This window comes from Oleiphilus sp. HI0132 (assembly GCF_001635845.1).
On sequence record NZ_LWGJ01001836.1, the window covers coordinates 1 to 20,931 of the forward strand.

Annotated in this window: 22 protein-coding genes; 10 read left to right on the plus strand and 12 right to left on the minus strand. The window is 44.1% G+C overall.

The genetic code is table 11. The features are described 5' to 3' along the window. The 4 genes from A3766_RS27695 to A3766_RS27710 form a co-directional block, all read left to right on the plus strand. On the plus strand, window positions 1-292 hold a 292-nt coding region (locus A3766_RS27695; RefSeq protein WP_197479802.1), incomplete at its 5' end, for a PilW family protein. A gap of 32 nt (window positions 293-324) precedes the next feature. Beyond that, the gene (locus tag A3766_RS27700) at window positions 325-912 is read left to right on the plus strand and encodes a PilX N-terminal domain-containing pilus assembly protein (protein WP_156509200.1); all 588 of its coding nucleotides are present in this window, start codon (window positions 325-327) and stop codon (window positions 910-912) included. Then, window positions 912-2,453: a hypothetical protein gene (locus A3766_RS27705; RefSeq protein ID WP_068512258.1), complete on the plus strand. Its 1,542-nt coding sequence runs from the start codon at window positions 912-914 to the stop codon at window positions 2,451-2,453. Before A3766_RS27700 ends, A3766_RS27705 begins: the two co-directional genes overlap by 1 nt. Next, window positions 2,450-2,845, plus strand: a complete 396-nt coding sequence (locus A3766_RS27710) for a type IV pilin protein (protein ID WP_197479803.1) — start codon at window positions 2,450-2,452, stop codon at window positions 2,843-2,845. Before A3766_RS27705 ends, A3766_RS27710 begins: the two co-directional genes overlap by 4 nt. On the opposite strand, the gene A3766_RS27715 is transcribed toward A3766_RS27710, so the two are convergent. Beyond that, window positions 2,842-3,444 carry a GspH/FimT family pseudopilin gene (locus A3766_RS27715; RefSeq protein WP_068511756.1) on the minus strand — a complete coding sequence of 201 codons (603 nt, stop codon included), beginning with the start codon at window positions 3,442-3,444 and terminating at the stop codon, window positions 2,842-2,844. The two genes, A3766_RS27710 and A3766_RS27715, sit on opposite strands and share 4 nt — an antisense overlap. A gap of 63 nt (window positions 3,445-3,507) precedes the next feature. On the opposite strand from A3766_RS27715, the gene thiO reads away from it, so the two are divergent. Beyond that, on the plus strand, window positions 3,508-4,632 hold the full coding sequence (thiO, locus tag A3766_RS27720) for a glycine oxidase ThiO (protein WP_231883018.1): 1,125 nt from the start codon (window positions 3,508-3,510) through the stop codon (window positions 4,630-4,632). A 2-nt stretch (window positions 4,633-4,634) separates the two neighbouring features. On the opposite strand, the gene A3766_RS27725 is transcribed toward thiO, so the two are convergent. From A3766_RS27725 to A3766_RS27745, 5 genes are all read right to left on the minus strand, one after another. After that, on the minus strand, window positions 4,635-6,086 hold the full coding sequence (locus A3766_RS27725; protein ID WP_068512255.1) for a sigma-54 dependent transcriptional regulator: 1,452 nt from the start codon (window positions 6,084-6,086) through the stop codon (window positions 4,635-4,637). A 52-nt stretch (window positions 6,087-6,138) separates the two neighbouring features. After that, window positions 6,139-7,779: a PAS domain-containing sensor histidine kinase gene (locus A3766_RS27730; protein WP_068512252.1), complete on the minus strand. Its 1,641-nt coding sequence runs from the start codon at window positions 7,777-7,779 to the stop codon at window positions 6,139-6,141. Window positions 7,780-7,801: 22 nt separating this feature from the next. Next, on the minus strand, window positions 7,802-9,748 hold the full coding sequence (locus A3766_RS27735; protein WP_197479804.1) for a diguanylate cyclase: 1,947 nt from the start codon (window positions 9,746-9,748) through the stop codon (window positions 7,802-7,804). A 182-nt stretch (window positions 9,749-9,930) separates the two neighbouring features. Further along, a complete protein-coding gene (locus A3766_RS27740; protein WP_068508849.1) occupies window positions 9,931-10,695 on the minus strand; it encodes an exodeoxyribonuclease III in 765 nt (254 codons plus the stop codon). 253 nt (window positions 10,696-10,948) lie between these two features. Beyond that, window positions 10,949-11,233 (minus strand): YebG family protein, encoded by a 285-nt coding sequence (locus A3766_RS27745; RefSeq protein ID WP_068508847.1) that lies wholly within the window; start codon window positions 11,231-11,233, stop codon window positions 10,949-10,951. Between the two features lie 172 nt (window positions 11,234-11,405). Between A3766_RS27745 and A3766_RS27750 the strand changes: the two genes are divergently transcribed. Continuing rightward, complete coding sequence (locus A3766_RS27750) at window positions 11,406-12,074, plus strand: DUF3047 domain-containing protein (RefSeq protein ID WP_197469663.1); 669 nt, start codon at window positions 11,406-11,408, stop codon at window positions 12,072-12,074. 181 nt (window positions 12,075-12,255) lie between these two features. Here A3766_RS27750 and A3766_RS27755 read toward each other — a convergent pair whose 3' ends face one another. The 6 genes from A3766_RS27755 to rimK form a co-directional block, all read right to left on the minus strand. Continuing rightward, window positions 12,256-13,935, minus strand: a complete 1,680-nt coding sequence (locus A3766_RS27755; protein ID WP_068508844.1) for an AMP-binding protein — start codon at window positions 13,933-13,935, stop codon at window positions 12,256-12,258. A 156-nt stretch (window positions 13,936-14,091) separates the two neighbouring features. Continuing rightward, on the minus strand, window positions 14,092-14,400 hold the full coding sequence (locus tag A3766_RS27760) for a hypothetical protein (protein WP_068508842.1): 309 nt from the start codon (window positions 14,398-14,400) through the stop codon (window positions 14,092-14,094). A 75-nt stretch (window positions 14,401-14,475) separates the two neighbouring features. After that, a complete protein-coding gene (locus A3766_RS27765) occupies window positions 14,476-15,054 on the minus strand; it encodes a mechanosensitive ion channel domain-containing protein (protein WP_068508841.1) in 579 nt (192 codons plus the stop codon). A 60-nt stretch (window positions 15,055-15,114) separates the two neighbouring features. After that, window positions 15,115-15,645: a RimK/LysX family protein gene (locus A3766_RS27770; protein WP_082880487.1), complete on the minus strand. Its 531-nt coding sequence runs from the start codon at window positions 15,643-15,645 to the stop codon at window positions 15,115-15,117. Continuing rightward, entirely contained in the window at window positions 15,635-16,666 is a 1,032-nt protein-coding gene (locus A3766_RS27775) for a succinylglutamate desuccinylase/aspartoacylase family protein (protein ID WP_068508839.1), read from the minus strand. Before A3766_RS27775 ends, A3766_RS27770 begins: the two co-directional genes overlap by 11 nt. Before the next feature lie 41 nt (window positions 16,667-16,707). After that, window positions 16,708-17,613: a 30S ribosomal protein S6--L-glutamate ligase gene (gene rimK / locus A3766_RS27780; RefSeq protein WP_068508826.1), complete on the minus strand. Its 906-nt coding sequence runs from the start codon at window positions 17,611-17,613 to the stop codon at window positions 16,708-16,710. 184 nt (window positions 17,614-17,797) lie between these two features. Here rimK and A3766_RS27785 point away from each other — a divergent pair, with 184 nt between their 5' ends. From A3766_RS27785 to A3766_RS32370, 4 genes are all read left to right on the plus strand, one after another. Next, window positions 17,798-18,376, plus strand: a complete 579-nt coding sequence (locus tag A3766_RS27785) for a hypothetical protein (protein ID WP_068508825.1) — start codon at window positions 17,798-17,800, stop codon at window positions 18,374-18,376. 32 nt (window positions 18,377-18,408) lie between these two features. Further along, window positions 18,409-19,302: a LysR family transcriptional regulator gene (locus A3766_RS27790; RefSeq protein ID WP_068508821.1), complete on the plus strand. Its 894-nt coding sequence runs from the start codon at window positions 18,409-18,411 to the stop codon at window positions 19,300-19,302. An 11-nt stretch (window positions 19,303-19,313) separates the two neighbouring features. Beyond that, entirely contained in the window at window positions 19,314-20,288 is a 975-nt protein-coding gene (locus A3766_RS27795; protein WP_068508819.1) for a magnesium transporter CorA family protein, read from the plus strand. A 367-nt stretch (window positions 20,289-20,655) separates the two neighbouring features. After that, window positions 20,656-20,931 (plus strand): hypothetical protein (locus A3766_RS32370; protein WP_231883019.1); only part of this gene is annotated, 276 nt, incomplete at its 3' end.

The following is a 20,931-nucleotide window of genomic DNA, read 5'->3' on the forward strand; positions in this document are numbered from 1 at the left end:
CAAACAGCGCTTGGTTAATGGTGTGGCGCAAATGCAATTTGAATATGGGCTCGATCTAAGTGGTGATGGCAAGGTGGAGCGCTATCTTACTGCCGATAACGTTTTCAGCTGGAATGATGTATTGTCGGTACGTGTTTTCGCTTTATTCAAAAGCAAGCTATCGGCAAGTTCGAATGAGAATCCGGAAAGAGAATTCAAACTGGGTACAGGTTTTGAGTTCGAGCCAGAAGAGCATGAACGGAGGTATAAATTCAAAAAGTTTCAGTCAGAATTTAGTTTGAAGAATACTTAGTTAATAACAGCGGTGATGAGCAAGGAGGCAATATGCACCTAAAATCAAAGACATATCCAATAAGAGCCATGCAACAATACGGAGCTACATTAGTCTTGTCATTAATGTTGCTGGCGATCCTCACAATACTCTCAACAACGATGATGCAAAGCAGTTACCTAAGCTTTAAATCTCAGTCTTCCAGAGTGGCGTTTCAACAAAGCAGTCATGAACTAAATCAGTTTCAGCTTCAAGCTGCGAAGCAAATAAAAAGCTTTATTGATTCTAGACGAGATAGTCATGTTGAGCTCAAAAAGTCATACTCAGAAGGCTTCAAGTTAATCGATGACTTGTTGAACCTCGAAGTAATTGCCGAAGAAGATAATGAATCGTTGACGCGAATTTTATCGTATTCAAGTTCACAGATGGAGATAGACGTTTATATCACTCAGAGCAGATTGCGTCCGGAATATTCCGGGAATAACTTGCTTCAGTACGACTCTTATAGTCAGCATATCGTGCAAAGGAGCGCAGATCAGCGCTATTTATACCTACAGCTGCACTGTATTAGCAAGCCAGTAATTGGTCAGAACCAAAGCGCCGTTCATCTTGTTGGCGATTTTCGTTTCGAGGTGTCGTGATGAAGACAAGTATGAATATTGCAGTTGTATGGTGTTTGTTTAGTTCTTGTTTGCTTTCTAGTAAGGCGTGTTATGCGAGTGAGCAGATGTCGACTGCTGCGATGTTAAGCCCTGCTATTGTTGTTTCAGCACCAAAGCGTGCTTTTTCGCCGATTGACCCACTTGGCTATGATGAGTTTAAAAAACACTATCAGGCACGTCGAGCGATGGCCTATGTCATTTCAGGGGAGGGTGAACTGCTTGTCATCGATAAAGATAATGCCGAGGGAGGGCAAGCATCCGAGGGGGAACTATGGGCTTATATACCCGAGGATCAAACACTCAAGCCTGAATACTTGACGAAGCCTGAATATGAATCCCTGGAAGAGAGTGGATTGAACCTGCTTGATGTCACTTACTATAGCTTTGATGCGAGAATATTTGATGAGCGTTCAAGTATTCATCCACAAGGTTGGGGGACTTTGTTGCTAGTGGGTATGGGAGTCAATAGTAGCCAGAGTCGTGAGCATAACAACAGGTGTCTCTTATTCGATATTACGGACCCTGGACAAGCACCCTCGTTAATGTCGGAATTTGAACACACTTCAATGGGGCCGTGTACAAGCACGCCTACCGCACTGACTCTCCCAGACGATTATGGTGGTGCCCCTCTTTGGTATTTGGCTTTTGGGTCGGGGGAGGGCACTCTACGGCCCGGCTTATTTCTTTATGATTTGCAAACAATGACGTTAGATAAAGAAGTCAGGCTTCGTCAATTTAGAGCTGAGGAAAGCAATGGTCATATAGGAGGAATTTCGGCAGCAGATATAGATCAAGACGGTCTAACTGATCTCTTATATTTCGGGACGATCGAGAAAGCTAAGGCTCAGGAAAGTGGTAGCTTGTACTCTCTGACCTTCACTAAATCCCTAGATACTGTTACCCCCTCAAGTGAAGGCAAGTCTTCCTCGTACCGAGGGCGGTATATGATTCCGCAGCTAGCAAAATTATTTGCAAGCAAAGGCGAAATTTCTCAAAAGCCCTTACTCAAAAGAGACTCTGAGGGAAAGGTTTGGTTATTCTTTTCGGCGGGCTCTTCGATTTATGGTTTGAGAGAAGATTTTTCCCGGCAGCGAACGAGTGAATTCCAGTTAAGTTCTAGCCGGGTAAAAAGTAGAGGCTGGTTCCGCACTCTAGCCAAAAACGAAGTGTTTACCTCAGCAATCGCCGACTTGGGAGAGATAATTGTCTTAAACTCGTTTCGCCAGGACTGTGATGATTGTTCAGAAACTGGTTTGAATACCCTGAAGCTATATCATGCTTTTAGCGGTGAAGAACTTACCGAGCTTTTATCAGACGAAAAACAGACCGGAGCATTAGCCGGAAATTTGTTGCTTGATGAAGCAGGCTTCCCGAGGCAGCGTATAGATCACCTGATATCTGATCCGTCCTTTCTATCTCTTCTAGCTAACGAGAACAAAAGCCTTTATGGAGAGGAGTCAGAACGCCTAGGCTTTGAGGTAGCCGACGGTATAAGGCGCTTATCATGGTGGCAGCGATGAATCGTTCTAGAGCCTTTACCTTAATAGAGTTGCTTGTAAGTTTGGCTATTGTTTCCATTCTATTTTCACTGGCATTGCCTTCATACGAGTCCTACCAACAGCGGAGTCGCCTGACTGAGGGAAAGGCTGCTTTATTACGTTTGCAGACTGAATTAGAGCGTTATGCAATGAGCTTTCAGCGCTACCCGCAAAGCTTGTCAGAATTGCTTTCATATGATGAAGACGAGTTAGAATCGGATCACGGCTACTTCAATCTCTATATTGACTCAGGCCTCAGTGATTGTGACGAAGGGGCTTGTTACGCATTGGTCGCTGAGCCGATCATTGAAACTCGTTCGGATGAGAGGTTGGAGTTATATTCTGATGGCCGTAGAGAAGGGCAATGGAATTAACCACAGCTAACATTCTTTCCACCGCTCGCTTCAACAATATCATCGCTGTTACTGTCGCGCCCTATTCTTAAGCGACCCTGGAAATTAATGATTAGGGCGCGCGCATATTTCTCGTCATTGTTTTCTGGGCAATAGATGTAACTTCCGGCACTACCAAGGGGAAAACCAAGGCGGGAAAAAACAACTCTGTTTGTCGGGTTGTTAAAGCTTATTGTTCCAGAAGGGATAAAAGGGGTTTTGAGCTGGAGTAATAGTTCGCTCTCATCACGTTTCTGGTCCTTGTCTTCGTCAATGAATATCATTGCGCCAGCTTGCCAACCTTGTTCGCACTGTAGGCCTGAAGAGGATGGGCATAAGGTAATGCGTGTTTGTCTGGCGAGCGCTTCTCTTTTTGCATGTCGAATGAATTGGCTCAAGTGGTTGATATTGCTGTCCGAACGGGCATTTTGGAAAATGTCATTGAAGGAAGGAATAACGACAAAGGTCAAGATAGAAACAATGGCCAAACAGGTGAGTAGCTCGACAAGTGTAATTCCACTTTGCCTGGATTTTTGTTCTTGATGGTACTTATTGCATCGGTGCATAACAGAAGGGGGCATTTTCATCACTCCTTGATAAAGATCATCCCTTGGAAAGAGTATTTTCTTGGTGATTGATATAAAATGCAAGTCGAAAACATATTGCTAAAGGAAATGAGAAACTTGAAAGTAATCATCGTTGGCGCTGGTGCAATCGGTATGATGCAAGCCAGAGAATTGGCGTTAAAGGGCATTGAAGTCGTGCTGCTTGATAAAAGTGCTTGCGGTACTGAGGCCAGTTGGGCCGGAGGTGGAATCGTATCTCCCTTATACCCTTGGCGTTACTCTGAGCCAGTCACGGCTTTGGCAAGCTGGTCTCAGTCCTACTACCCGAATCTCGCACAGTCTTTAGAGGCCGAGAGTGATATTGACCCGGAATTGACTCGCCATGGCTTGTTAATGCTTCAGGTCGAGGATAGGGAAGCCGCACTTAAGTGGTCTGAAGAGCATCATAAATGGATGGAAACAGTAGATGCTGAGAAAATCTATGAGCTTGAGCCTGCTTTGCGTGAAGGTGTTAAAGATGGTTTGTGGATGTCTCAAGTTTCCAGTATCCGTAACCCTCGTTTACTGCAGGCTTTGTATACCTCTTTGCAGCGTAACCCCTTAGTAACTATTCATGAGGGCGCTGAAGTCTCATCGTTTCTGACGAATAAAGACAAACTTGATGGCGTTAAGTTGCATAATGGTGATGAGCATAGAGCTGATGCCGTCGTCATTTGTAGTGGTGCCTGGAGTCGCAGTGTCGCAAAAAATGATGGTATTGAGGTTAAGCCGGTTAAAGGGCAAATGTTAATTTTTGATGCGCCTATTGGCCTGGTCAACCGGGTTGTGATGAACAACGGTAAGTATGTGATTCCACGTAGAGACGGAAAGGTACTGGCAGGTAGTACTCTGGAAGACGTCGGCTTTGATAAGCGCACAACGGAACAAGCAAAAGAGGAATTGGCAGATATGGCGATAGACCTCTTCCCAGGCTTGGCCTCCTGCCCTATCAGTGCGCATTGGTCGGGTCTACGCCCAGGCTCACCAGATGGCATTCCCTATATTGGCCAAATGAAGGAGTTTGACAACCTTTATATCAATGCCGGCCACTATCGCAATGGCTTGGTGCTCGCACCCGCTTCGGTTGCCTTACTCAGCGCTATTGTTAGTGGTGAATCGACGCCTATACCGAGTGAACCGTATAACCCTTTGATAAGAGTTTGAAGCTAATCTAGCTCAAGCTTCTTCAGCCGATAGCGCAGGGCTCTAAAACTAATTCCCAGCATTTTTGCAGCCGCCGTCCGGTTCCATTTTGTGGCGGCTAGGGCTTGTTCAATTTCATACCGTTCGATTTCTTCCAAATAGTCTTCCAGTGACTGTTCTGGAGGCCTCGCTGATATCCCTGCTTTAGCTGCGCCAGAGTTTTGTTCCCGGCTACCCAGTTCTTGCGCTATCCGGTGTGTCGTTTGTGGTGGCGCTTGAGTATTAGAAGGGCTTTGGATATCTGGGCCCGTTTCGGCTGAATCGGCGCTTAAGTCCAGATCTCCAAGTTCAATGATATTGTCTTCACACAGTGTGAATGCTCTTTCGATGATATTTTCCAGTTCTCGTACATTTCCTGGAAAGCTATACTCTGACAGGCTCTCAAGTGCTGCATTGGAGAGCTTTGCGTCTGTGACGCCACAGTCCCGGGCTATCTTTTCCAGGAAATAGTCTGCGAGTAAGGAAACGTCTTCTTTGCGTTCCCTGAGCGAGGGTACATCGAGTTTGATGACATTAATTCGATAAAACAAATCTTGCCTGAAGCTGCCATCTTCAACGAGTTTGGCCAGGTCTTTATGGGTGGCGCTAAGAATTCGGACGTTAACTTGAACCTCTTCCTGTTCACCAACAGGCCGGATTCGCTTTTCCTGAATTGCACGTAAGAGCTTCACCTGCATTTCAAGAGGTAGGTCGGCGACTTCATCTAAAAATAGAGTGCCGCCGTCAGCTGCCCGAAATAGCCCGGATTTATCTTCGATTGCTCCACTAAAGCTACCTTTTTTGTGGCCAAAGAATTCACTCTCTACCAGCTCACTAGGAATAGCTCCACAGTTGACCGGGACAAAGCGGCCGGTACTAGCGCGAGGGCTGTTTTGATGAATCATTTTAGCGACCAGCTCTTTACCGCTACCTGACTCACCAGAAATATAAATTGGAGCTTGGCTACGTGCCAGTTTATCGATCTGTTTGTTGAGCTTCTGAATGGCTTTTGTTTTGCCTTTTATGTGCTCGGGTTGAGTGCTAGAGGGACTTTCGTTTGCCTTACGTTTTGATAACTCTAATGCGCTGGTCACCAGCCCTCGTAGCTGATTAAGGTCAACAGGCTTTGAAATAAAATCAAAAGCACCAGCCTTAAGGGCACTGATGGCTGTTTCGACGTTGCCGTACGCGGTAATCATGGCAACGGGCATATCGGGATGATTTTTTTGTATGAACGACACGAGATCAATGCCGTTGCCATCAGGCAAATTCATATCGGTGAGACAAAGGTCAAAGCTTTGTTCACTTAGGTAGGCCTTGGCGTCCATGATTGTCGCACTGCTACAGGTGTCTATCCCCATACGCATGAGTGTGATTTCTAACAGCTCTCGAATATCAGGTTCATCGTCGATAATTAAGGCGCGTTGCTTGGTCATATATTGAGTCTTGTCTGTCGCTTAGAAAGCATTAAGAAGAATAAGCCTATTGTTAAACAATTCGCTTGTGGTGAGCAAATACAATTCGAAAGCACGCACCAAGCTTAAGGTCTTTAAGAGCCTGATAAGCCTTATTGTCTAGTCGATGGTTATCAAACTTCCAATGCTGATGAAATTCGGTACTGGCCGGGTTGATATAGTCCAGATGAGCTTGGTTTGCTTCGCAGATTTCTCGTGATAAATACAAACCAAGTCCTGTGCCCTGAGATTCAGTGGTGAAGAATGGTTCAAATAAATGATGGGAGTTCTCTTCAGAGACTCCTTCACCCTGATCGATTACTTCGATATAGGCTTGGCCATCCTTTGTGGTTTTGGATAGCAATATAAATAACTGTGCGCTGCAATCTGACTTTAAGCCATGCCTAAGCCCATTGTCGATCAGGTTGATAAACACTTGCTCCATTTGGCTTGGGTCAAAGCGTGCTGTTGCGTCTTTGTCTGCAAGTATAATATTAATTCTGTCTGATGAGTGCAGGTGCCCTTTATATTCGCCGACGATTTTATCAATCCAGTTGGCCAAGGTGATGTCTTCAACTTCTGGCTCTGTTCGACGACTAAGTTGCAGAGTGTTTTCAATGATCTGATTTACACGCTTTGAGTGACGCTGGATGATATCCGTCATCTTATGGTCTGCCGGGTCAAGGTTTTCAGACTCAGCCAGGAGTTGTGTTGCGTGGCTAATTGCTCCTAATGGGTTTCTAACTTCATGCGCTATACTTGCGGTTAAGCGACCGAGAGAGGCCAGTTTCATATGTTGAGCTTGTTGCGCAGTCTTGCGAGTATCATCTAAAAAAACCAGGATGTCAGACTCTGCTTCATTTTGTAAGCGAGAGAAATTTGCCTGAACCAAAGGTTTTTCCTGGCTGACTCGAAAGGGAGTTGTACGTACGCCGGGTGCTTCTTTCCATAATGTTAGCCTATCAGCAATCAAGGAAGGTAAGGGCTGCTTTTCCGCCAGGCTGACTAAATCCAGGCAGGCATGGTTGATTAATTTAACCTCGCCTTGCTCACTACAGACGATAATACCTGTTCTCATGCTCTGGATAATCTGGTGGTTAAGCTTTTCCAGCTTTCTTAAATCTTGCTCTTGTTGTTTAAGTAAAGATTCATTTTCCGAAATCTTGATCGACAAATATTGGAGTATATAGGCACTCGCAAAGTACATGCAGCCAATCAGACCTGTCCGCGGGACATCGGAAAGTGAATTGAAGCCGTTAAGGAAGCGCTCACCCTCAATTAAAATAGTAAGCAGTGTGGCCCAGGCAGCGAATGAAAGTCCTATCCGTCCTCGAATAATGATATTACCTGCGGCGACACTGATAATGATCAGGTTAGCCAAACCACCAGAGATACCCGAGGCAAAATAGAACAAGGCATGCAAGAGCAGTATATCGAGAAGTAATGTAATAAAAATTTGCTTGGGGTGAGCGTCGATGAGAAAGCGAAATGCGAGTAGCCAAAAGAGGTTCAGCCCTAAATAAATTGGCGTAAGCGCCTCAAATATTAGAGGTGAGCGAAATTCTTGTACCACGCTGTGTTGCGATATTGATATTCCAAATAGCAGAATACTGACAACGACTCGATAAAAGTTATAGTAATTAAAAAGAGACTGGCTTTGCGGGGAGGTTTCCATAAACTTGGTTCTTGGGTCGTACTTATTCTGGTGTGGTAGGGGCGCCCGGATTGTTCCAGAGCTTTACCTGATTTCTGCCGTTATTCTTAGCTTCATACATTGCAATATCGGCACGCGTGACGAGCTCGTCAGCAGTCTTGGGGGACTTTTGAGATAAGCTGGATACACCAAAACTTGCAGTAAACTCGATAATATTGCCGTTTGATTCGAAGGCAGAGTTTGAAAATTCTTGGCATAGGGTGTTGGCAACATGCTCAGCTTCATTCAATGAGGTATCAACAAGCAAAATAATAAATTCTTCACCTCCGTAGCGCGCGATGATATCGCCTGAACGTGTGATAGTGTTTTTTAGAATTACTGCGGCATGGCGGAGGCATTCGTCTCCAGTTTTATGCCCATAGTTATCATTGATCGATTTGAAACGATCTAAATCGCATAATATGACAGACAACTCGCGGCGGTGCCGTTCAGCTCTTTTTAGCTCGATATGCAGGCGTGATTCAAAGTGCCGGCGATTGAATAGAGTGGTCAAGGAGTCGGTTGTAGAGGCTAACTCCAGGCGATTATTTGCTTGCTCAAGCTCGGTGAGCGCTCGTTGCATGGATTGAGTCCGCTCACGGACTTTGGACTCTAGCTGGGCATTGATAGTGGTTTGTGTTTCCAATAATTGCTCTTGCGACTCTCGTAGCCTCTTTTCACTTGAAAGTACAGATTCCTGGCCGAGAATGCGCATTTCTTTTTCACGGTTTATTCGGTTGGCTAGAGCAAGAGAAAGCAGGGATACCAAAAATAGAACACCAATTTGCCCTGCATTATTGGTAAAGAAATTGGCCGTCACGAGCCCGAATTTAACCGCGCCTAATGTACCAATCCCCAAGAAAGTTGTGGTCCAGGCGAGGCAGTAGTAGCGAGCATCAGAATGTCCCCGGAACAAAGCGATATACCCGAGTAGCATTGACATGGTGCAATTGATTAAAGCAAGAGCGCTGTTTAGACGTATCGTAATGCTATATGAAATGATAAAGGTCAGCACAAATGAGATGCTGGACACGACTGCTAAAGCTTGTGCAATGCGATAAGCTTTTGGGTTGGTTTCTTTGAGCTTTAAAAACTCAATAATCAGCACTAAAACGGTAATATTACAACCGCCGATAAAAACGGATATCGCGTAGCTATTCCATTCTAGAGCCTCTGGCCATAGATAGGCAAAGCCATAACCCTTTAGGCTTATTTGAAAGAGCAAGTAACTGAAAACGAAAAGAACATAGTAGAAATAGCTCATTTCCCTGATAGAGAAAAATAGCAATAAATTATAGATGACCATGATGCCGATGACGCCTGCCCAGATACCTTGCATCAGGTGGTCGTCAGAAGAAAATTTGGCATGACTCTCGGTGTCCCAGAGTATTAATGGTGCTTCGATAGTTCCCGCGGAAGCGATTCGCATGACGAACTCATTGCTTCCTTTGTTCAGTGTATACGGTAAAACAAAGTTTTGATGGCTTATTGGTCTTTGCTCAAAGGGATAGGTGTCACCGACTACATGCTGAGCAACAACTTGCCCTTTATTTACTTGATATAGTTCTACCTTATCCAGAAAAGGAATGGCTAGCTCTAGGTAAACATCGCTGGGCTTGTTGCTTGGGTTATCAATTCTAAACTTAAACCAAAAAGCTGAGTTGGTGAAGCCAAAGTTTGGGGAGGCTCGTTGTATGTGCTTCCATGCGTGTGTTTTATTTAGAATTGTATTAATACTATGGCGATGCTCCTCATCCTCTAAGTAGAGCATTTTTGAGCCTATCGGAATGCCTTGGCTTTTACCTGGTGTGTAAATTGTTGTGGGTGTAATACTCTGGTTAGGCGTAATGAAGCGGGTTTGGTCTGTTATCGATAAATTATCAGCATGAGCGCAGGTCACTGACATGAGTGCAATAATAAGCAAGCAGCAGCTAAAAGAACGCTTTATCAAATCCCTAATCTGGGGGCACATGGATGAGAGCACTAACAAACCTTGAACTAATGGCGAAAGAGTTGGACTGAAAAGGTCGTAATTTCCAGTTGATCTTTAAAAGTATAGGGCAAGTTGAGTGCTTGTCACGTTGACCAAGGATAAATCAACGTGACGAAGTTGGTATTCGTGGGATCTTACGTCTAAAGCGCTAGATCGATCTGAACAGGGCAATGGTCAGAACCCATAATATCGTTGAGAATATCGGCGGCTTTGATGTTGTCGCGCAAGCTTTGGGAGGCGAGGAAGTAATCAATCCTCCAGCCTACGTTCTTCGCACGGGCGCCGGCTCGATAGCTCCACCAACTATATTTGACGGTTTCAGGGTTTAGTTCTCGGTAAGTGTCTATAAAACCAGACGCAACGTAGCGGTCTAAACCGTCAATTTCTGCCTGCGTGTAGCCAGCACTTTTATTGTAGTTGGGCTTGGGACGGGCCAGGTCGATGTCTTTGTGCGCAACATTCAGGTCGCCACATAAGATAACTGGCTTGCTTTCTTCGAGTTTCTTTAAATAATCATTGAAGTCTTTGTCCCACTCTTGACGATAAGGCAAACGTTTAAGCTCACTACCAGAGTTTGGGGTGTAGACAGTAACCAAGTAAAAGCCGTCATACTCAGCAGCAATCACTCGACCTTCCTGATCGTGCTCTTCAATTCCCATATCGTATTGGACAGAAATAGGTGCGTGTTTGGTCAGAATAGCTGTGCCTGAGTAGCCTTTCTTCTCGGCAGAGTTACAGTAGATATGATAGCCCTCAAGATCTTTAAGTGCTTCCATCACCTGATCATCCTGGGCTTTGGTTTCTTGCAAGCATAGAACATCTGTTTCCATAGATTCGAGAGAGGAGAGAAAGTCTTTCTTCATCACCGCTCGAATACCGTTAACATTCCAAGAAACCAATCGCATTATAAAACCTCTCTTTAAATCAAATAACGTACACCAATTAATGCTCGCTAGAGCAGACGTACAGAAACGAGGGAGAGAGTTTAGTGAAAAAGGTTAAGGAAGAACAGGCTTAGGCACGATTTCGCAAATGACAGGTCAGTGGGTTCGCCGTAATTTGGTGTACACGAACCACCCTGTTATGGTGGTGAGGGAGTGTGGGGCCTTATAGGGTGCGCACTGCGCACCGCTAGTCGTGGCAAGGAGGCCTAGGGCGCTACGAGCCGCTGGCCTCATTAATGTCAGTCACATTCTGAGGATTGCTCAATTCCTCTAGAACTTCTGGTTTGCCCTTACATGCTTGAATAATCAGCTCCTTATGCTTGGCAAGTAAGAGGCCAAAGGATTCTGCTTGAGCTTCATCTACACCCGCTATTTGGCTTTCAATTAAGGTCGTAAATTGCTCACCAAGCTCTAGCATTTTGTCGTGAGCGTCTGCATCTTTTTTGTTTTCAAACATGGCACCGTCCCGATCACATTTCCACATTGCAATGACTGGCATGACTCTTCTCCATCAAGCGATTATCAATTTAACTGTATATTAATACAGTATCGGGTTTAGTCAACCATTGTTTTTTGAACTTTTTGCTGCCATGGTGTTCTTAAGAGAATATTAGGGGCAGGTTGCGACCCTAATATTCTTTTAAGAACTTATGTTGCAGAAGAAACCATTTATGAACAAAGTCTTTTTATACTCTAGCTATTTTATCTTCGTCTTATTCGGGTTTAATGCATATGCTGAGGGAGAGAATACTGTCTCAATTGGAAAGTTTTCTGAATGGGGGCTGGAGGAATGGGAGTCGGTCGAATTCAATGATGAAACCTCTTATCGTTTGAAAGACGAAAGTGATAATCCCAAACTGAAGGTTTTGCATGCAATTAGTCAAGCTTCTGCTTCGGGTATGTTCAAGAAAATGAAAGTGAATATACAGAAGACTCCCTTTTTAAATTGGCGCTGGAAGGTCAATAAACCCTTAGCGAGTTTGCCTGAAGAAACGAAGCAAGGCGATGACTATGCTGCGAGAATCTATGTAGTCGTTTCTGATGGCTGGTTTTTCTGGCAAACCAAGGCCTTGAATTATGTCTGGTCGAGCCGGGAAGATGCGCCAGCAAGTTGGCCCAATGCTTATGCGCCTGACAACACTCTGATGATACCCTTACGAAATAATAGCGACGGCGCAGGGCAGTGGCATATAGAAAAACGAAATATTCAGGAAGATCTGAAAGCCTGGCTCGGCAAATCCTATGACGAAGTTGAGGCGATTGCGATTATGACTGATGCCGATGACTCCGGGTCGAATGCCGAAGCTGAATACGGTGATATATTCTTTTCGGAACGGTGATAGGGATTTCACGGATGGTCAAGTTGCTGAAATCCTGCAGTCTTAAAAACGCGCCATTCCCGTAGTCTTAAAGACGCGTCATTCCCGCAGTGTGTTAAGCGGGAATCCATTTTGCTTGATGCGCCGTGCTAGGTATCATGGATCCCGGCTGAAGAGCACACCGGGATGACGATAGTGCACCCTAATGCCAAACAACCGCTTGGCGTGCTTCATACCAATCATCCAAATGAGGCTTGTAACTCGACTCAATAACATCTCGCTTCATCTTCATCGTCGGTGTTAGGTGCCCGCTGGCGATGCTCCACTCATCACTGACAATCGTCACGAACTTGATATGCTCATGAGGGTCAAGTGTAGAGTTTACGTCCTTGATTAAAGATTGAAAGCTAGAGGCAAGCTCTGCTTTAAAGTCATCACAGCTTGTTTTTTTGGCCGATGATTCGGCTAATACTACCAATGCGTGAGGTTGTGGGTACTCAGCGCCCGATACACAAACCATCTCAATGTCTTGATGGCCAATAATCTTATTCTCTATTGGCGCTGGCGCAACGTATTTACCTTTACTGGTTTTAAATATTTCTTTGGTTCGTCCGGTAATCTTAAGGCGTTTAAGTTCATCAATTTCACCACGATCCCCGGTTTTCAAATAGCCATCTTCAGTGAACTCAGCCTTGGTTTTCGCCTCATCCTTGTAGTAACCCATCATCAGGGTAGGGCTCTTGATTTGAATTTCACCTTGCTCACTGATTCGACAATCAACACCAGGTAAAGGTTCACCTACGTAACCAAGGCAACTTCTGCCTGGCTGGGACATATGAGAATAACCAAAGTTTTCAGACATGCCGTAGCCTTCGAGGAGTTCAAGACCAAGCTTTTGGTACCAGGCAATCGTATCTTGACTTAGTGGTGCAGAGCCACTCGCAGCATAGCGTACATCCTGCAGACCAAGCGTCTTCAATACGCGTTTTTTCATATAGCCTGACAGTAAAGGAATCTTCATCAAACGATCGAGCTTTTGTTTTGGCATCTTGGCAAAGACACCTGTCTGGAATATTGTCCAAATTCGAGGAACCGCCAGGAACAAGGTAGGGTTTGCTCGGTTCAAGTCAGCGACAAAGGTATCGAGTTTGTCGGCGAAAAATAATTGAAAGCCAACAGATATAGAGGCCATTTCGACTACAAAACGCTCCATCACGTGTGCCAAAGGAAGGTAAGAAAGCATTCTGTCTTGATCAGTCACTTTTAATGAGGCTATCGCGCCTTGTGCAGCATAGGCCATGCTATGGAAAGATAGCATCACGCCTTTGGGGTTCCCGGTGCTACCAGAGGTATAAACAATCGTGGCGATTTCATCTGCTTCGCGAGCTGTATTTTCACTTAAGGCTTCATTCTTTGCGACAATCTGATCCCAGCTAGTATACTTTTGCTGCACTTCTTCCGGGCTTAAGTCAAAGGAAATACAGGGTAAGCTTTCTGGAATACCGTCTTTCATATCGTCCCAATCATCAAGCTTACCAGCGAATAGGACTTGTGCTTCGGAATGCTCAAGTATATAGCTGACGGTATCGGCGTTTAGGGTTGGGTAGAGCGGAACGGTAACGTGTCCTGCCATCCAGATTGCCCAATCCGCCATGACCCACTGAGCGCAGTTTTTTGACAGTAATGCTATGTGGCTCTTGGCTGGTAAATTAAGAGTCTTCAAATAGTTCGCCATCTTTCTGGCTTCAGATACGGCTTGTTGCCAGGTATAGGTTTTAACTTGTCCATTGCCAAGAGGTTGCGTGAGGTAAATGTCCTGGGCCTTTTCCTTTTCCCAGCGATAAACATGTTCAAGTGCGAGTGGAATCTTTCTATCGTTCATTATTATTCCTTTGTAAACGTAGCTATTAGATTGTTATTGGTTTTTAAATTCTGCAGGAGAATTGTACAGATAAGGAGCGTTAATCCCTTGACCCTAGGTTTTAAAATATTGACGCTGGGTTGCACTTGTGGAAGGCTCAACCTAAAGGTTGGGCAGCTACAACAAGCTCAATTGGTCACTAGTAATCTCGTTATATGAGGTGCCTAAGAAGCTGACTACACCATCGACAATAGGTGCGATTTGTCTGGCGAGATACAGGTCATAATCAAGTGGTGATACAAGGTGTTCTATAGGCTCAGGCCCATTCACGGTATAACAATAAGAGACCCAGCCGCCATTTTCATAACGTGGCGCCTTGCCTTCGCTGACTAGCCACTCGTCAGCTTTTTTGGCGGCTTGGGCATGAGGGGGTATATTCGAGGTGTAATCTCTGAGTTTTCTTCTTAAGCGCTTTCGATAGATCAACTGGTCGTCGTATTGCCCGCTTCGTATCCCGCTAAGTAATTGTTTGAATAACTAGGCAACTCGGGTTATTCTAAATTAAGACTGTTTGTCTTCTTTGTACTCTTCAGACTGCAATTTACCAATCCCTTTTAAACGATCTCTAGGATTGACGAGCATTGGTCTGGTTAGAAGTAAGTTGTTTGGATATATAATAACTTCACGCGCTTCACTGATTAGTTTAGTGCTGAATAAGTTAATTTCAGAAATATACCCCTCGACGTAATTATCGCCATCAATCACTCTGACGAAGTTGCCACGCCTGAATGACTTTTGCACTAAAAGAATAAAAAATGAGGTGATGTTACTTAGTACCGACCACCCGGCGAATAACGCCACACCAGTGACCGCCAGAATACTGGCAGACAATGTCAGGAGTCCTTTGAAGTCAAAACCCCATACAAATAGAGTGACTACCACTGTTCCGATTAACAGCAACACATTTACTGCAGCGAGCGCGGTTTCTTTCGATTTGTCTTTTAGATTTCCGTGCTCTGCATGTGCGATGATTCGTGGTCGTAGTACGTATTTAAAAAAGCCGTAGATAATGATGATAACCAACGTTAGCAACACATTTACTTTGTACATTGAAAACCAGGCCAAAAGCTCATCAAACATTTTTTACCTCAAGAATACTTTGCTTCAACTTCATACTTATTGTCTGTCTACGAGCATAAGCTATTCATAGTTTACGCTCATTCTATCTTCACTCTGGATATACTCCGACTCGGGGTCCACAAGCGCTCGTCCTGCCATTGCGGTGCGACCCAGCAACATAGGATATCGCATATTAGAGCGGTCAGTTAAGGTGATGGGTATCGTCCAATGACTTTTCCCAATGCAGACACTCGCTTCAATCAAGCAACGCTTCTCTTTAGCCTCATTATTGGTTTTAACAAGCCTTTTGTCGACGAGTTTTGCTGACCGTCTACTCGCCCTTCGGTCAGGAAAGACATCCTTTGGTAAATCAAAACTGACCCAAGTTTCATTATCCCTCTCTTCATACTCAATATTTTCGACGTGCAAAGATGAGTTGTTAGCGCCGGTGTCAACTCTTACCTGAACGTTGAATAAATGTAGTCCAGGTAGGTCAGCGTACTCGACTGCACCCAGTAAGATCTTTCCATCAAGGTATTTCGCGAAGGAACTTCCCACAATTGTTTGCTCCTCACTTAGGTTTCCATTCTTTGAAAAGTTATCATGGCTCATTTAACAATACCTCGGATTCACTGACCAAATTGTCATTCATTAGCTCTAGATTTTCAGCCACTTCGTTTGGCTTGGAAAAATAAGCAATATGAAATAATGCTTCACCCTCCTGTGCTAATGGGATGTTCTGTTTACCAATAATAATACCCTTAGCATGACTCGTGATGGTGTCTAATACTCGACCAAACGGGTCTTGAATATCTGCCAGCGCATCGCCTTTCTCCACGAGCTCACCAAGCGTTCTTTTATAACGGATAAAGCCACTGTCAGTTGACCTTACCCATCCTGACTGCCTAGCAATAAAAGGTTCATATTTAAGCTTGCTTCGTCGTTTGGTAAGCATATCTAATGAACGCATAACGTTAACGATGCCTCTTACACCCGCACGAATAGATAATTCATCAAATCGCAATGCTTCACCTGCTTCATATAAAAGTACTGGTACGCCCAGTTCTCCAGCAGATTCTCTCAACGATCCATCCCTTATATCGGCATTAAGTACAACAGGCACGCCAAAGGCTTTTGCAAGTTCATTTGTTCTTTCATCATCTAAATTTGCTCGTATCTGTGGCAGATTTGAGCGATGAATCGCACCTGTATGTAAATCAATCCCGTAGTCCGATTTTGAAACGATCTCTTTCAGAAACTGGTTTGCAATTCTTCCTGCTAACGACCCTTTAGTCGAGCCGGGGAAGCTTCTGTTTAAATCTCTTCTGTCAGGTAGATAGCGGCTTTGTGAAATGACGCCATAAACATTTACAATGGGGACTGCTATGAGCGTTCCCTTCATTCCTCTAAGTTGTTTACCTTGAATTAGGCGACTAATAATCTCAGTACCATTTAACTCATCACCATGAATCGCAGCGCTAACGAACAATACCGGGCCATCTTTTTTACCGTGTTTCACGTATACCGGCATCGACATTTCGGTGTCGGTATACAGCGCAACGGTGGGCATTTCAATGTATGCTGATTCACCCGGTTTGATGTCACGTCCTGCTATGGAAAAGCTCTGTCTCATTGTAATATCTCAACTAATATTTGCATTGTCTCAACTAATAACTAACCTTTCCCTTTAGTTTTGGTTGCGTTGGGTTTTGCCTTCTTTTCGATATGCGAAATAATCATCCCCGCTACATTTTTGCCGGTAGCCGTTTCAATGCCTTCTAGCCCCGGGGAAGAGTTCACTTCCATGACAACGGGCCCGGTAGCACTTCGAAGAATATCTACACCGCACATTGATAAGCCCATTGTCTTTGCTGCATCGACTGCTGTTTTTCTTTCAGCTGGCGATAAGCGAACTATTTCAGCCGAGCCCCCTCTGTGTAGGTTTGAGCGAAACTCACCAGGCGCAGCCTGACGTTTCATTGCAGCAACGACTTTATCTCCCACCACAAGACAGCGAATATCAGCACCATTTGCCTCCTTAATGTACTCTTGTACAAGGATGTTTGCTTTTAGACCCATAAATGCCTCAATGATGCTTTCGGCTGTCTTTGTCGTTTCCGCTAATACAACACCAATGCCCTGAGTGCCTTCCAATAACTTAATGACAACGGGTGCGCCACCGACATTCTTAAGTAAGTCATCTATCTTGTCAGGCCGATTTGCGAAACCTGTTCTAGGTAAACCAATCCCTTTTCTAGATAACAGTTGTAAAGAACGAAGTTTGTCCCGTGACCGGCTAATCGCGACCGATTCATTAATACAATAAGTTCCCATCATTTCAAATTGTCTGACGACCGAAGTACCGTAGAAAGTAACCGAAGCTCCTATTCGTGGAATGACAGCGTCATAAAGAGGTAAGGGCTTACCTTTGTATCTCACAGAAGGTTTGGCGCTGGTAATATCCATATAACAATGCATTGTATCGATGACATCAACAGTATGCCCCATCTCTTCTCCTTCTTCTTTTAGTCGGCGAGTAGAGTAGAGCTCTGGGTTACGGGATAGGATTGCTATTTTCATTGGGATACCTCCAAACATTGTCAGTTGAGCTTGTGTAAATCTGTCGTAATTTTGGGCCTGATTTTTTAAAGCGTAAAACGAAAAGAATTTGTGTTGACGACAAAATTTATTAGGTGGTCGAATGACGAAACTAGTATGACAATAATGAGGATAGTGCTATCAATCAGTTGTTTTGGAATCTACTATGATGAACGTCTTAACAATGCCTGACAGATTAACCAAGAGTCAGATAAAAGAAAGTTTTTATAGAACCTACAAGCTAGTAAACCGAGTCACTAACGGAGTGAGTACCGGCGAGGTTTTTAAGCAGGGTGAGAGAGTTGCTTATTGTGAGGGTTTAGATAGTGATGAACCATTTCAATACCTCAAGGGTGTTGTTGACAGTCATATCAGGAACGAAATTAGACTGAGAGAAAATAGCATGCCTGACCTAACAGCATGGTATCGCGCAATTTGTGAGACCCTTCCAATTGAAAGCCGCAAAACGAACGACATTATCTGTGAACTTTTTAAAGCAGGTCGCGAGTATGTTTCGCTAAGTGACTTGGCTGGGAAAGCCGAGATATCAAATACCTCTGAATTATGCTTTTTGTTGTCAAATTTAGCACGAAAAATGTGTGACTCTATACCTTATGAACCGCCCTGCCAGGGTGATGGTCGCGATGCATACCTGGCCTTAATTTGTGATAGTTCTCCTTTAGGTGATAGGGTTAGACTTAATTGTCTCTTTAGTACTATATTTAAGGACTATTGGCATAAATAGGTTAGCTCGCTGGCCTTAACATAGGCGACATCATGGACATTGAGTTATTACGTACATTTTTGGAAGTAAAGAATACGCGTCACTTTGGTAAAGCGGCTGAAAACTTATACCTTACCCAAGCAGCGGTCAGTGCTCGTATCAAACAATTGGAAAATGTATTAGGTGCGAAGCTTTTTACTCGCTTTAGGAATAACTTACAATTAACGGTGACAGGTGAGCGCCTTATTAATCATGCCGAAACAATTATCATTGCATGGGAAAGAGCTCGCCAAGATGTATCGCTACGAAAGAAACAAAAACACGTAATTTCTCTCGGTGCCACAACAGGTCTTTGGGACCTGGTGCTGCAAGACACATTGCACCGACTTCATCGCGATTTTCCAGAAATGGCATTGAGGACGGAAGCGCACAATCCAGATATCTTAACCCGGCACCTAATGGAACGTACATTGGATGTGGCGCTTATTTATGAACCAGCGAAACTCAATGACTTGGTATCTATACCCATAACCCCCGCCGAACTGATTTTGGTTAGCACGAATGCTGACGCAACAGCAGAGGAGGCAGTCCAGCAACGTTATATTGCCATTGATTGGGGTTTGTCGTTTCAAATGAGTTTTACTCAGGTGTTTTCAGATAATATATCACCTATTCTTCATACTACGCTTTCACGAATAGCGCTTGAATTTATGCTTGAATTTGGCGGCAGTGCCTATTTACCATACCGTTTAATTGAACCCTATATCGACAAAAGCCTTTATCAAGTTGCCGATGCGCCGGTCATTGCTAGACAAATCTTTGCGTGCCATCATCGAGAGAACATTCATACGAACGAGATAGAAAACATTCTCAATGTTATTAGGGCGCTTGAAATGCCTGTAGAAGACGCTCCAGAGATTGAAGTGCCAGAAATAATAGAGATATAGAGGGTTATGACATGTTAAGTATTATCCAGCTCTCTGACGATGGTAAGAGTCAAGAGCTCGAAGCAATGTCGATTGATGATCTAATTTCCGGCGACTTACTCACGAGCCAAAAGCTGTGGATTGATCTTACGACCGAAGATCATGAAATAATTAAACGTTTGCTCACAGAGCTAAATATTGACCACCTTGCTATTGAAGATACCCTGCGAAAGAGCCACCCGTCAAAAATCGAGTTTTTTGACGAGCACTTATTTATTTTGTATCGCGGAATTCGTGCCATTGAAGATGATATATCTTTCCAACATCAGTCGATTGGACTCATTGTTAAAGACAACATTCTGGTTACTGTTCACCCGGTTAAATCGGTTGGGGTAGAGCAATCTAAAAAAGCCTTGCGTAAACTCAAACATATATCTCCTATGACGGTCGCTATTCAAATAATGAAAGCAGCATCGAGTGTTTACCTCGAGAAGTTGCTTAATTTTGATACTCAACTTAGTGAGATTGAGGAGCAACTCGAAAACAATGCAAATGACCAACAGTTGAAAGAGCTGACAAAGTTTAAGTCGCGGCTGGTAAAACTGACGCGGACATTTAATTATCATACGGACATAAGTGAAGGCTTACATAAAGAAAGTGATGAGTACGCATATTTCGACAAGGCAGCTTGCGAGCATGCAATTAACGACTTAGATGATCGTTTCCAGCGCCTTTTTACACTTGCTCAGATGCACTACGATATTTGCGGAGATTTGATCGATGGTTATTTATCGATATCAGCGCATCAGCTGAATGAAACGATGAGAGTTTTAACGGTCATCACCGCTGTGTTTGTGCCACTAAGTTTTTTGGCAGGGCTATATGGGATGAACTTTGACTATATACCTGAACTCAAGGTTGAGAACGGCTATTTTTACCTGCTCGCAATCATGTTGTCGCTATCAACGGGCTTAGTTTATTGGTTTAAGAGAAAGCGCTGGCTGTAAAAGCCAACGTTCAATTGAAAAAGTTAGCACTAAGCTTGACCTATCGAAATAGAGATTTCAACTAGAGCGTACAAACAGCAAGAAAAGCTTAGTCGGCTAAAGCCAAAAACTGCCGTTGAAGGGCATTGTCGAAATGGCCTAGTTCTCCTGATTTAAAGATGTCGAAGAATTTTGATTTTGAAGCACTAAGCACTACCTTTCTGACAGTCTGTCTTCTCCACAAAGTAGACATCTGAGAGTTGTTAGATTCGAATCGGTTTGTCTGATACCTGCCAAAAATATCATTACAGAGCCGGAGGTTTGTATAACGCTCATTGCTCGGCTAATATGGATTCTAAAATCGCGTTTCAGAAAAAGACTATTAAACATGTTGCATGATTTCAATGTCCTGCCATTTCTCAGAGCATCCTTTTGTTTCTTGAGCCTTTGTTTATTTAGCGTCCAAACGACCTCGAAAGAACTTCACTTTGTCACCGTTGAGCATGCTCCGCATAGTTTCGTAGAAGCTGGGAAAGTCGTCGGAAGCGTTACACAACTGCTACATGAGATTTTTGAAACAATGGGCTATCAGCTGGAGATTACTTCGGTCCCAGCAAAAAGAGCACTTTTAATGGTGGAGGGCGGTCTTGTTGACGGGGTATAT